The 12,587-nt window shown below is 40.6% G+C and carries 11 protein-coding genes; 6 read left to right on the top strand and 5 right to left on the bottom strand.

Annotation, left to right across the window (positions count from 1 at the left end; genetic code table 11):
• Nucleotides 1–184 precede the first annotated feature (184 nt).
• The 5 genes from V7K31_RS04880 (at nucleotide 185) to V7K31_RS04860 (ending at nucleotide 6,943) form a co-directional block, all read left to right on the top strand.
• The gene (locus V7K31_RS04880; RefSeq protein ID WP_335092909.1) at nucleotides 185–1,639 is read left to right on the top strand and encodes an O-antigen ligase domain-containing protein; all 1,455 of its coding nucleotides are present in this window, start codon (nucleotides 185–187) and stop codon (nucleotides 1,637–1,639) included.
• Nucleotides 1,640–1,674: 35 nt separating this feature from the next.
• Entirely contained in the window at nucleotides 1,675–2,796 is a 1,122-nt protein-coding gene (locus tag V7K31_RS04875) for a glycosyltransferase family 4 protein (protein WP_335092907.1), read from the top strand.
• 710 nt (nucleotides 2,797–3,506) lie between these two features.
• Nucleotides 3,507–4,010: a hypothetical protein gene (locus tag V7K31_RS04870; protein WP_335092906.1), complete on the top strand. Its 504-nt coding sequence runs from the start codon at nucleotides 3,507–3,509 to the stop codon at nucleotides 4,008–4,010.
• 545 nt (nucleotides 4,011–4,555) lie between these two features.
• On the top strand, nucleotides 4,556–5,419 hold the full coding sequence (locus V7K31_RS04865; protein WP_335092904.1) for a hypothetical protein: 864 nt from the start codon (nucleotides 4,556–4,558) through the stop codon (nucleotides 5,417–5,419).
• A 243-nt stretch (nucleotides 5,420–5,662) separates the two neighbouring features.
• The gene (locus tag V7K31_RS04860; RefSeq protein ID WP_335092962.1) at nucleotides 5,663–6,943 is read left to right on the top strand and encodes a glycoside hydrolase family 10 protein; all 1,281 of its coding nucleotides are present in this window, start codon (nucleotides 5,663–5,665) and stop codon (nucleotides 6,941–6,943) included.
• A 302-nt stretch (nucleotides 6,944–7,245) separates the two neighbouring features.
• Here V7K31_RS04860 and V7K31_RS04855 read toward each other — a convergent pair whose 3' ends face one another.
• The 4 genes from V7K31_RS04855 to V7K31_RS04845 all read right to left on the bottom strand — a co-directional run bounded on the left by V7K31_RS04855 (nucleotide 7,246) and on the right by V7K31_RS04845 (nucleotide 9,436).
• Nucleotides 7,246–7,437 (bottom strand): DUF6887 family protein, encoded by a 192-nt coding sequence (locus V7K31_RS04855; protein ID WP_334942701.1) that lies wholly within the window; start codon nucleotides 7,435–7,437, stop codon nucleotides 7,246–7,248.
• Nucleotides 7,434–7,577 carry a DUF6888 family protein gene (locus tag V7K31_RS31795; protein ID WP_442941213.1) on the bottom strand — a complete coding sequence of 48 codons (144 nt, stop codon included), beginning with the start codon at nucleotides 7,575–7,577 and terminating at the stop codon, nucleotides 7,434–7,436. Before V7K31_RS31795 ends, V7K31_RS04855 begins: the two co-directional genes overlap by 4 nt.
• 38 nt (nucleotides 7,578–7,615) lie before the next feature.
• Complete coding sequence (locus V7K31_RS04850; protein ID WP_335092961.1) at nucleotides 7,616–9,097, bottom strand: site-2 protease family protein; 1,482 nt, start codon at nucleotides 9,095–9,097, stop codon at nucleotides 7,616–7,618.
• Nucleotides 9,098–9,313: 216 nt separating this feature from the next.
• Nucleotides 9,314–9,436, bottom strand: coding sequence for a hypothetical protein (locus V7K31_RS04845; protein ID WP_335092902.1), 123 nt, complete (start codon nucleotides 9,434–9,436; stop codon nucleotides 9,314–9,316).
• 196 nt (nucleotides 9,437–9,632) lie between these two features.
• Here V7K31_RS04845 and V7K31_RS04840 point away from each other — a divergent pair, with 196 nt between their 5' ends.
• On the top strand, nucleotides 9,633–12,221 hold the full coding sequence (locus V7K31_RS04840; protein ID WP_335092901.1) for a DEAD/DEAH box helicase family protein: 2,589 nt from the start codon (nucleotides 9,633–9,635) through the stop codon (nucleotides 12,219–12,221).
• Here V7K31_RS04840 and V7K31_RS04835 read toward each other — a convergent pair.
• On the bottom strand, nucleotides 12,199–12,579 hold the full coding sequence (locus V7K31_RS04835; protein WP_335092900.1) for a hypothetical protein: 381 nt from the start codon (nucleotides 12,577–12,579) through the stop codon (nucleotides 12,199–12,201). The two genes, V7K31_RS04840 and V7K31_RS04835, sit on opposite strands and share 23 nt — an antisense overlap.
• Nucleotides 12,580–12,587: the final 8 nt, after the last annotated feature.

Below are 12,587 nucleotides of genomic sequence, written 5' to 3'. Positions count from 1 at the left end.
AGCATCTCAGTTTTGCAAATATACCAGATGAGAAACAAGATTCTTGCTCCCTCTCCTTACCAAGGAGAGGGTTGGGGTGAGGTTTTACAAGGCTTTTTACACTCATTGAGATGCTCCCGACGGGTGGGTTGCTGTCTCCAGAGAGCCAGTAATCCAAAATCTAAAATCAAAAATCTAAAATTGAATGACTTCTAAGCAGATACTTTTCAATAGTTTTTTACAAGAAAGCTATTCTCCTGAGGAGCGATCGCAACAGGGTTGGATGGCGATCGCAGCCTTTGTATTACTAACTGTAGTTTGTTATTTTGCTGGTGCTACTGCTGCATTGCGCCTAATTTACCCGGTGACAGCTTTAGCAGTAGGCGTATTTTTATACTTGCGGCATCCCATTCTCTACATCAGCTTTACCTGGTGGATCTGGTTTCTCACGCCCTTAGCTACTCGCTTAGTTGACTATCGGGTGGGCTGGGATGCTACCCGTCAAATGCTCATAGCACCCTATTTAGTGGTATTTGTCACCATAGCAACATTCTTACGACACTTTCCCCGCGCCTCTGCTCAAGGGGGCTTACCGTTTGTTTTGGCTTTTATCGGAGTGTTCTATGGCTTTCTAATCGGTCTGATTTACAATCCACCTATCCCTGTAGCACGCGGATTGATGGATTGGCTCAGTCCGATCATCTTCGCTTTTCACTTATTTATAAACTGGCGAGATTATCCCAGCTATCGCCAGAACTTTCAGCGAACATTCCTCTGGTGTGTGTTGATTTTAGGAACTTATGGCGTATATCAATTCGTGGTGGCTCCTGAGTGGGATAGATACTGGCTTATCCAATCAAAGCTATTCATGAGTTCTGGAAAGCCTGTACCTTTCGGGATGCGCGTCTGGAGTACATTGCACTCAGTCGGTCCCTTTGGTTCCGTCATGCAAGCTGGATTGCTGTTATTATTTACAAGTTCAGGAAATTTAATTTTTCCGGCTTCAGCTGTTGGTTACTTATCCTTCCTGTTAACACAGGCACGTACTAATTGGGGAGGCTGGTTATTTGGAATAATTATGATTATGGGTTCAGTTAAAGCGCGGATTCAAATGCGCTTAATTACCATAATTGTAGTGATGGCAATTTGTGTTGTACCATTGACAACTATCGAGCCAATTTCTGGGGTTGTAGCAGCCCGTTTGCAAACTTTTTCTAATCTTGAAGAAGATAACAGTTTTAAAGATAGATCGGGAAGTTATGACAAAAACCTGGGTTTAGCCCTTTCTAATGGTCTAGGTAACGGCTTAGGAAATATCTGGAAAGTCAACGAAAAAACTGGTCAAATTGAAGTGGTGGTGATTGATAGTGGCATATTAGATATGTTTTTCACCCTTGGTTGGTTTGGAGCCATCTTTTATATGGGTGGATTAATCTTATTGATTATTAGTGTTAGCAGCTATGGTGAAGGTCGTTTCGATAGTTTTGTTAGTGCTGCCCGCGCCATTGGCATCAGTTCTGCTACACAGTTAGTTATTGGTAGCGGGATGTTAAGCGTAGCAGGGATGATTCTTTGGGGATTTTTAGCTATGGCTATGGCAGGACATAAGTACTATACCAATCCTCAAAACCCTGACTTTTCTAATAAGTCGAGGTTCTGATAAATCTTACAACATAAATAGGACTCTTATAGATTATGAAAGTAATTATTGTAATGCCACTAGCCGAGCAACGAGGCGGCGGTGAAATGATGCTTTGGGATTTGGTACAGCAGGGACGTAATGCTGGTGTTGAGTGGCTGGTGATATTTTTAGAAGACGGCCCGATGGTAGAACAAGTAAAGTCCCTGGGTATTGATGCGCGAGTTGTAGAAAGTGGACGTTTACGCCAAATCCACCGTTTTATTGGCGCTGTTTTTCGGATAGCTGCGATCGCCCGCCGCGAAGGTGCAGATATAATTGTCAATTGGATGTGGATAACGCATATATCTGGAGGTTTGGCGGCAATGCTGGCGGGATTGCCTGCTGTGTGGTATCAACTAGAAGTACCTAGTGACAAAACTTGGTTGGTGCGAATTGCAACTTTAATACCAGCCCGCGCAATTATCACCCTTTCTCAAGATGGCAAGCAAGCACAGGCAGAAATTTGGCCTCACAGACCAACACCTTTGGTTTATCCTGGTGTAGCACTAGATCGATTTGAACCTAATGCTTTACCTTCTCCTGAAGAAGCACGGCGGAAGTTGGGCTTACCTTTACACGGTCCGTTGATTGGAATTGTTGGACGATTGCAACGATGGAAAGGAATGCACGTACTGGTACAGGCGATGCCCAAAATTTTACAGAAGTATCCTGATGCTCATTGTGTAGTGGTTGGCGGTAAGCACGATTTGGAACCGGATTATCAGGACTTCTTAAAAGCAGAAATCGCCGCATTCGGTTTGAAAGAGCAGGTAATTATGGCTGGGCTACAGCGTAATATCCCTGAGTGGGTACAGGCGATGGATGTATTTGTTCATGCCTCAGATAAAGAGCCGTTTGGGATTGTGATTATTGAGGCGATGGCGCTGGGTAAACCTGTAATTGCTGGCAGTGCAGGCGGTCCGACAGAGATTATTACCGATGGCATGAATGGACTATTAACACCTTACGGCGATGCAGATAAATTAGCGATCGCAATTCTCCGCTATCTTGACGAGCAAGAATTTGCCCAGAGTGCGGGAATGGCTGCCAGACAACGCGCCCTCGATTTCTCAACGCAGAATTATGCCCAAAATTTTATTAGTGCAATTCGTTCTGCGATGCCGAGTGTTTCATAGGCTCAATCAAAACATAATTCCTAACGAGGCAACATCTTGAATCTATAATTCTATCAAATGGATGAGTTAATTTGGGTTTTCAGTACCTATTATTGCTAATGATTAGGTTGTTGCCTCCCTAAGTCATTTTCGTAAAGAAGTCTGTTCTGGATAATAATCCAGCCAAATAGCATAGTAGGTGGTAAAGAAGCGTTAATTTTAGTTAATTTTAATGGAGGGAGATTTTCGCATCTTGGGCTGATACCATTTTACTATTCCACACTCTACACGCGCCCCGAAGTGGTTTGGCAAAGGAAAATGATTTGTAGCCAGCTAGCGATCGTAGGTGATAGTAAACTACTAGCCAGTTAAGTTTTCTCCCATTTCCCAATGTTTGTTGTTAAGCTTTTACTGAGCTATTTTTTTACTGTATGCTAAGAAAACACTACTTAATTGCTGGGAGATGTGAAAATCTATGAGAATACAGTAATAATTAAATTGCTAATTCTTCGCCTATACCCTTTTACTTAGATTGTGTTGATACTATCTTTACATTATCACTTAATTGTAAACATAATATAATACACCATATCTTGTTCGTTATGTAATACTTAGTGTTATAGAGAAAACCTCATCCAAATTAACCTATCAACACTTTTGAGTAAAAATTAATAGAGTAGAATAACTGAATATCACTCAGACATTTTGAAAATTAGAAGCAGGATTTTTAAATGATCAGCTTAAGTAATTCGGAAAACGGCACAGCTAGCAGCACAGCAGCCACTAAGAGGCTGGTAAGGGCGATGATGGTTTCGGGTGGAGAGTTTTCACTGTTATTAGCCTGTTGTAACTCTATTCAAAGGCAGCACCAAGTGCTGAATTTGTTAACAGAATTTTCATCAGCACATATCCACGAAGTCTCACTCCCACCTGCGGCTAACACATTATATACAGCTATTACAACTGCAATTGGTACTACTCAACCCGAAGCCTTGATGATACGGGGTTTAGAATCTGTAGTGGCAATTAACCAACTAATCATCAGTACCAACATCATGCGAGATGAGTTTCGGAAACAGTTTCGGTTTCCCTTGGTGTTGTGGGTAAATGATGAAATTCTACGCAAGCTAGTCTGGCTAGCACCCGATTTCAAAGACTGGGCAGCTAGTACCATTAGATTTGATGTACCTCAAAATCAGTTCGTTGAATCTGAACAACAAGCCATGAGGGCTTAATATTGGCTGAGATGACAAAATCTAAGCTACGCTTCTCTCTGATTATTTTCTAAAATTACTTTTATTGAATCCTCGCTGACTAAGGTGAGGTAAAAAGCGTTAGTAGATTTCCTCGCAAGCTATTTTCCAAATTAGAAGATGGAATAGGTGTAGAGGAGTCAGTTGCTACAGCAGTTTTATATTTAATTCAACCCACCTACTCAATCAAGTCTGAGCTTCTGAATTCTTAATTGATTGCCGTACGACTAGAGGGCGTTTTGATTGAGTGCATTTTTATTCAGAATTTGTATAAGGAACAAACAATTAGTACATCAGCGTCTGTCTTTATATCTGTTTCAAAAGAAAGAAACTAATTCCTACTCGTGAAGTTCTAGAATTATGTACTTTATATTGCAATACGCTTGGGTTAAGGATAATTGTAGGTTGGGTTGAGGAACGAAACCCAACCTACACAGTTTAAGGTTTTTGGCGCTAACCCAAGCATATTGGTTTATATTGTCCATTTGTAGTTGGATAATATCTCTTAGTCATATAGCTATATTACCATGAAACTCATGCAGAAACACTACTTTAACACTAATCAAGCGCGAATTTTCACTGCTTTGATTTTGACTGGAATTTTGTCTATTACTAGTGGTTTAACACTTGTCAATGCGGCTACAGCTGCTTCTGCGAACTTCTCGCTAGAAACAAGCAATGAAGTTCTTAAAGACAATATTAAACCAAACAGCTTGCCACGTCCAGTAGCTAAGGCGGTACTGCGAGATTTAGCCCGCAGACAGGGAATTTTAACCAAAGAACTGAAAATTATTGATTATAATCAACAGACTTGGCGCAATGGTTGCTTGGAACTGCCTCAAGCTGATGAACTCTGTACCCAAGCGTTAGTTCCTGGTTGGCGGATTGTGGTATCTAATGGCAAACAAAACTGGGTTTATCATACCAATCAAACAGGTTCCGCAGTCAGGCTGAATGAAAAAGCTAATGAAAATACACTAGCCCCTGTACAAATTCCAGTCAGCGAGTTACCACCACCGTTAAATAGAGATGTAGTATTTCGGCAAATCTCCAGTGGTGGTATTACTGGCAGAACCTACGAGACTGTTTTACTCAAAGATGGGCGATTGATTCGCGTGCGGATTGGTGATGCCAATGATTCTGAGCGTACTGTTCACCGTGTTTCTGTGCAACAGGTGCAACAATTTCAGAGATTTTTAGAACGTTCTAAATTTAGTAAATTCCAGAATCTGAGTTACCCAGCGCCCAGTGGTGCTGCTGACTATATTACCTTCACTCTCACTAGCCTTGAGGGTACGGTTCAGTACAACGATATTTCTCTAAATAACCTGCCAAAGAATTTACAAGCAGCAGTCAAAGCCTGGAATCAGATTGCAGCCAGGGCACAATAAGGGACTTCCAAATAAAAAAATAACCAATCATTGTGTAAGCAAGGGGGCAGGGGGCAGGGGGCAGGGAGCAGGGAGCAGGGGGATTAAGAAAAATATAATCTGAATAAATTGGATAATTTATTTTCTGGAAGTCCCTAATAACAATTCAAAATTCAAGAGAGTTAGATAAGTTTTAGCGCTTACAATCGAAACGATCGCTATTCATGCTGATTGTTCATAATTTGATCATCTCTGTAGCAAATGATGAAAAGGTTTGTAAAGTGGTGTGTTGAGTTTCATTCTTGGTGGAATATTCGCCAAAGCAGAAAGTCTCTTTTGTTTGCCGTTATAGTTACCTTGAGTGTAGTAGCTACGGTAATCCTATCGTTCCCTCTGAACGCTCAAATTAATCTGCCGCGATCCCTTCGGTGGGCTACGCCAACGCCAGCATCTGAGTTAAGGGGAGTGTGGTTAACAAATATTGATAGTGATGTGTTATTTGAGCGCGATCGCCTCAAGGAATCTTTGCAACGTCTCGATCAACTCAATTTTAACACGATATATCCGGCGGTTTGGAATTGGGGATATACATTATATCCTAGCAAAGTTGCAGCCAAAGTTATCGGGCGATCGCTCGATCCCACACCCGGACTCAAAGGGCGAGATATCCTTAAAGAAATTGTCGATGTGGGACATCAAAAAGGCTTAACAGTGATTCCCTGGTTTGAATTTGGCTTCATGGCACCAGTCGATTCTCTATTAGCTAAAAACCGTCCCCAATGGCTCACCAGTCGCAGTGATGGGACTCGCATTGTCAAAGATGGCAGAGATAATCGCGTTTGGCTAAATCCCTTCCACCCAGAAGTACAACAATTTATTCAAGATTTAATCATTGAAATTGTGAGAAACTACAATATCGATGGCATTCAATTTGATGACCATTTTGGCTTACCATCAGAATTAGGTTACGATGCCTATACAGTGGCACTTTACAAAAAAGAACACCGTGGTCAAGCTCCCTCCAAAGACTCTCAAGATCCAGAATGGGTGAGTTGGAGAGCTAACAAAATTACCGAGTTTATGAAACGGGTATTCAAAACCATCAAAGCTACTAAAAAAAATTGCTTGGTTTCCGTTGCTCCTAATCCTCAACGTTTTTCCTACGACTTCTCTTTAGCAGACTGGCAGAAGTGGGAACGGCTGGGAATCATTGAAGACTTAGTTTTGCAAATATATCGGGATGACTTGAATGTTTTTGTCAGCGAATTAGAGTATCCAGAAGTGAAAGCGGCAAAAAGTCATATTCCAGTGAGTGTGGGCATTTTGTCCGGGTTGAAAAACCGATCTGTACCGATGCAACAGATTCAAACACAAGTGCAAAAAGTACGCGATCGCAATTTTGCTGGAGTTTCTTTCTTCTTCTATGAAAGCCTCTGGAATATGAGCAAAGAAAAGCCCCAAGAGCGTCAAATTGGCTTTCAGAAAATTTTCCCCACACCAACGGCTTACCCGAATTTGCTAACAGGTTGGAAACCGTTCAGTTAATTTTCCTAGCAACCTGTCGGTGAAGACATCACTTAGGAACGTGGATTAAATAAAATGCAAAACTTCATCCTGTCTCTAGTCTCCCTCTCCAATATATCGGAGAGGGATTGAGGGTGAGGTAAGCCAGGGACATAAACTGTATGTTATTTAATTCTTATTCCTTAATTTCAGTGAAGATTCACCCCTTCGGGGTTCGTCAGTCGCTCATAGGGGAAACCCCCAAGATCGCGCAGACTCACCGACAATCACTATCTTCTTTTCCATTATCCAAAATTTAAAATCTAAAATTCGGTCATGGTAATTTAACTAGCTTGCTGTCCAAACCGTCTCTGTAAATCAGCCTCCGCTTCCTCAATTGTCATCGGAACCTGTTTTGGAGATTGGGCGCGTCTTCTGTCGATGTATATATGGAATGCTTCATCGTCGTTGCGATGCTCCAAAATATAAGCTCTTAGCTGTTCTAAAGTCATTTGTTGAAGGTTAGGTTTTGTCATAACCAAAAAATTTCTCCAGTTGGTGTTATCTCAGCTTCTATTGAATTATTCGCCAAGATGTAAACATTCCTGGTGCGCTCATCTAATCTTACAAGGTCTATTCGTTTATAAACTCTGGTAAGTTGAGCGCACACCCGAATTGCAGATATTGCTTATTTGGGTGTAGGCTCGATAAACACTATCCTATTCCCAAACGCCCAGCCAAGCCCGGAGTTAGGGGTAGAAGCGTGGTAATCATTAAGAATAGAGCCAAAAGCCCCAAAGCGGCTCTAGCATCATCAGGTTCAGTAATTTCATTCAAGCTGGGGCGTTCTTGATCCCGTTGCAAAAAGAAAATCACGATCGCCCAGTACATGGCAAGAGTATTACCAAGAGACACTAGCGCCAGTAAAATTAAAGTTGCGATCGTTGCTCGTCCTGCGGTTTTGCGTCCATAAATCGCCTGAACAATGCGGCCACCATCTAGTTGTCCTGCGGGCATCAAGTTCAAAGCGTTAATTACTAAACCCAGCCAACCAATCACCACTAGGGGATGAACACTTACCAAGGATGACTGCAAAGCCGAACCAAGAACAACTCGCGCCAAACTTCCCACCAAAATCGACCCTTGGAAAAACTGATTTGGCAACTGAAATAAACTACCTGGGTGGGAAAGCAACAAACCCGTCACCAGCATTAATAAAGAGACAATACCACCTGCGGCTGGCCCTGCCAAGGCAATATCAAATAATACCTTGCGGTTGGGCAACAGAGACTCAAAGCGGGTAATTGCACCAAAGGAGCCAATTTGCACAGCAGGCAGAAAGAAAGGCCAGCTAAGGCGAATTTGGTGACGCTGGGCAAGTATCCAATGACCAATTTCATGAGCCACTAAAATCGTCAATATCCCAGCGCCTATGGGCAAAGCTTCTTTAAAGCGCCCTGGATTGCCAAAGAAATCAAAATTTAGCAATAAACCCGCAGCTTCTAAATTTGTGGCAATAGTTGCTATCAACAGAATACCTGCAAAAGCTTTTTGCGATAACAACATCGGACGCGGATCATTGCGGCTCGGCAGGACAATTACCACTGGTTTAGCATCAGTATTTTCTACTAAAAACAGGCGATATTGATCACCAAGGCGTTGCCGTAATTTTGCAGTTAGACGGTTGTGAACCTCTTCTGGTTCTCCTCGCAGATTGCCTTTAAAAATGGCTCCATCTTGATAAGCGATCGTTTCTGTGGCAAAAAACGTATCGATACCGAAAATGCCTTTAATTGTATTTAAGTCATCTTCCGGTATTGGCGGGATCTCCGCTTTCAGTTCTGCTACTGCTAGTTGTGGGGAATTTGCTGCAAGTGAGGAATCAGCAGCGAGTCTTTCTGTGGCGCGTTGCTTGAGGATAGCATCTTGCCCAGCTGCGCGTAACTGTCTGCCCAAGAAGATGTACAATCCGGCGGAAGTCACCACTAAGAACAATATACCCGCTATATTGATGTAAATTCCTGCGGCAAACAATCCAAAAAACAGGAGCCAGGGAGTCATCAACACCACCGACTGTAACCAGGCTAAGATTCCCAGTTTACCAAAAGGTCTGGCGCGATAAAAGCCCCAGCCCAAAATGCCTAAAGCTACCAGTAGGATTGCCACTAGGATAGAAGTTTCTGATAAAGTAAACATCTCCAAACCTTTGCTATTGAGACTGAGCCAGAACAAGTCCGGTATTGCAGATACACTTATTAATGTATAACGTCGTCTGTCGTCTGCCCAAATTATCCGGTTTGGCATAGGCTAGCAAAAACCCAGGCATTGCACTTTTGGTAGACCATTAATCTAGCTCTGCTTCAGTTTCCTCATCTGCTCGCAAAATCACTGATGTAGTTCCGTACAAGACGCTCAAAAAAGAGCCAAAATGTTACAGATTGAGATACTCATGACTTCATCAGAGGCGATCGCATCTGATGCCAAAATGGGAACCATAAGAAAATAAGCCCCAAAATTTTTTACTTTAGTTCCCATAGGCAAGCGAAAATAATGGTTTTGAGCGCAATTCTCTAGCACCCTTATTACGCGATCGAGGTTTATTAAATTTTTTAGCGTACAATTTTCCCGATTCAGCACAGTGATACATCACACAAAATTTTGGGAATCATAAGTTTGAAGTACAAATTGTATTTATCCACAAAAACTTGCGTTCCAAACAAAGAGAATATTTATGCAGTATGCAGAGTATGAATCGCTCAATCTTGAGCAACTGAGAAAACAAGATAGTCACTTTTCTCCTAAGCCTCCCTTTCAGCATCAAGTTGAGGCGTTTAAAAAACTCAGTAGTACATTTGAACTTGACAGTAAAAAACCGAGGAGTGGACTATTAGTACTTCCAACAGGTGCAGGCAAAACATTTACAGCTGTTAAGTGGTCGTGTGACCACGTAATCCCTAAAAATATTAAAATCCTTTGGTTAGCTCCTTCGTTTTATCTACTGGATCAAGCATTCTCTACTTTTTGTGAAAATGCCAGGGATATTTCACATTCTAAAAAAACATTGAATATTAGGCGCGTTTCCAGCATTCCTTCTCATGCCAAAGCATCATCTATACTACTAACCGATGATATTGTCATTATGACAATACAAACAGCTATCAGTAATTTACACCCTGATGCTCTAGACGGTTTGGGTAATAAAGTTGGGACAGCTTTTAGAAAATTTATTGAGGATTCTAAAGAAACAGGACTTTTTGTAGTAGTCGATGAAGCTCACCATTCACCGGCTTATGGTTGCAGAAATTTATTGATTGGTGAAAAAGGACTTCGAGCGTTAGTACCCAATTCAAATATACTCGGTTTAACAGCTACACCAACTTATACAGATAAAGCTAAGAAAGGTTGGTTATGGAAAATATTTACAGATGGAAATAATGGAGTTATTTATCAAGCTGATAAAGAAACTTTAATAACACAATGTATTTTAGCTAGACCTAATTACATTGAAGTGTCAACTGGCATAGACATGGAAGTTGATGATAAATTATACGACCGATTAGTTAAGCAACATAAAGACCTTCCTGAATCAATTATCGAAGTTCTTGCAGATAATAAACATAGAAACAATTTTATTGTAAACAGTTATGTGTCTAAAAAAGATACTTATGGTAAAACTATTATCTTTGCTGACCGTTGGTTTCAATGTGAATATATAAAGAATAAACTTGTTGAAAAAGGCATTAAAGCAGATGCCATTTATTCGCATATAGATGCTGATCCAGGTTTGGCAGATGCAAGAAATAAACGTAAAGAAGATGACAATAAAAGAATTTTAGATAATTTCAAAAGTGATAAGCTTGATGTTTTAATCAATGTAAGAATGTTAACAGAAGGGGTTGATGTTCCTAATGTTCAAACTGTATTTATTACTCGCCAAACAACAAGCTCAATTCTAATGACTCAAATGATTGGTAGAGCTTTACGTGGGAAAAAAGCAGGAGGGAGCAGTGATGAGGCAAATGTTATTTTGTTCTTCGATGACTGGAAACGTTTAATTGACTGGGTTAACCCAGAAGATGGCCATACTAAACCTGATCCTGGAAAGCCTGAAAAAGGAGAAAATTATCCACTGGAATATATATCAATTCGTCTAATCGAAGAATTATCGAAGTCAATTGAGAATAATGGACTTTATCCAATAGAATACAAGAAAATATTTCCTGTTGGATGGTATAAAACTGAAATTGTATATGCTGACTCTGATAATAACAATGACTCAATGGAGCCATTTACTGAATTTGTCATGGTCTATGAACATACGCAATCCAAGTTTGAGGCTTTTATTAGCTCTATTACTGACCCAAAGTTACTAAAGTTACTAGATGAATGGTCTAAAGAGTATCTTGATGATGAATGGATGCAGCCTAAAGTTAAAGAATGGATAGATAAGTATTTTGACGATGAAACTGATGACATTGGCAGAAGGCTTAGTTCAGATTTAATTAAGATTGTTCGTCACATCGCTCAAGATAATCTACATTCTACACCTCCGTATCACTCCTTTGAAGAAAGAGAAATCTATGACTTAGATAAAATTGCTCATGAGCTAATTAATTTTTCAAATCCACAACTAAACAACTATGTCAAGCAAGAGTTTTCAAAAGCTGGAATGTTGTGGGAAACTTTCTATAAAACACCAAATCGTCTTCTAATAGCCCTTCAGTTGGTTATCAATAAAATAATGACTGATGGGTATGGCAATGAAATACCTAAAACTAAACCTACGCCTACACCACCGAGGGATCATCAGTACCCTACGGAAGAAGAAAAAGAACAAGTAAAAAATCGAGACGGTTATGCTTGCCTATGTTGTGGAGTCAAGGCAGAAGGTAAATTACAAATTGACCATATTAAACCGTTTTCTATGGGTGGGAAAACATTTGTAGAAAACTTACAAACTCTGTGTGTTATTTGCAATAGACATAAAGGCAGGAATGAAATTGATTTTCGGCAGAACAAAACAAAATTGAGTGATCCCAAAACAGATTTGAGTATTCCCAAAAATCTGGATTTATCATTTACATTAGAAAGTGAAAAGGCTATAAGGACTATAACAAGAATAGTTAATTTCTTTTACCATTGCAAAGCAGTTTACAAAGTTGATTGGGAAGTGTACACTTACACTTACAATATATATTTGTATCCTAATAACAAGCCTGAATGGTTACTTAAACATAAAGCGGAACTTCTTAAGTTCGTTCAAGATAAGCTTGGTCGTCTGGCTCACAACATTGAAGTTACCAATTACCAGCAAATTTGAGCAAGTCTTGACCTGTAGAACCTCGTCGGACAAAAGATTGAGAACGATCGCCACGTTGTTTGATTTCAGCGATCTTAGCAGCAAAATCTTCAGGTGGTTGTGCTAGGGTTTCATCCTCTAGAGGAGAACCGGGCGGAGTGTGTGCTTGCTCTAAAGATGCCAGAATCGAAGCTCCAGTGGAAGGTGATTTGGTCACTTCGGATTGAGATGGAACTGTTTTCTGAAAAACAAGAAATGCTATATATTGCTCAACCTGACTCAACTGGTCATCTGGAAGTTGAGCAATCTGTTGTTGAAGTTGACGGCGGCGGTCAAGGATAGTCATCGGACACCTCTCAGGAACAACTAGAACTTTCATTTTACCTG

This window comes from Nostoc sp. (genome assembly GCF_036917675.1).
Lineage (GTDB): Bacteria > Cyanobacteriota > Cyanobacteriia > Cyanobacteriales > Nostocaceae > Nostoc.
The sequence above is the reverse complement of the archived record's forward strand: the minus strand, read 5'-3'. Positions and strand labels throughout refer to the sequence as shown.